The 407-nt window shown below is 77.6% G+C and carries 1 protein-coding gene; it reads right to left on the reverse strand.

Annotated features, from left to right (window positions below; genetic code table 11):
• Positions 1 to 384, reverse strand: a 384-nt coding sequence (locus tag AC1DYG_RS20200) for a hypothetical protein (protein WP_477641622.1), incomplete at its 3' end; no start/stop codon positions are given.
• Positions 385 to 407: the final 23 nt, after the last annotated feature.

The following is a 407-nucleotide window of genomic DNA, read 5'->3' on the forward strand; positions in this document are numbered from 1 at the left end:
GGCCTGGTAGACCTCGCCGGCGCGGATGGCCTCGAGGCACTCCTCGACGCCGTACCGGTGGGCGTCGCGGTCGGGCGCGGTCCAGTCGAGCCGCCACGGCCGGCGGGCCGCCCACGGCGCGGTCGCCGCCGCGGCCCACTCCGCGGGGCACGGACTGTCGGTGAGGGACTCGTACCACCAGCAGCCCTCGGTGTCCTGGCACAGGACGCTGTCCGTCCAGCCGCCCGCCGACTCGGGCAGTGCCGGTACGGCTCCCGAGGTCGGCAGGTCCGGGTAGGCGCGGTACCCGATCCAGCCGCCGCCGATGGGCGTCCGACCGGTAGCGTCCGCCGCGTCGGCCCGGTGCCCGGGGGCCTCGAAGGCCCGGCTCGGGGGAACCGGCACCGTGTCCACGCTCGGCGCCAGCA

Source organism: Pedococcus sp. P1_H8 (genome assembly GCF_056405175.1).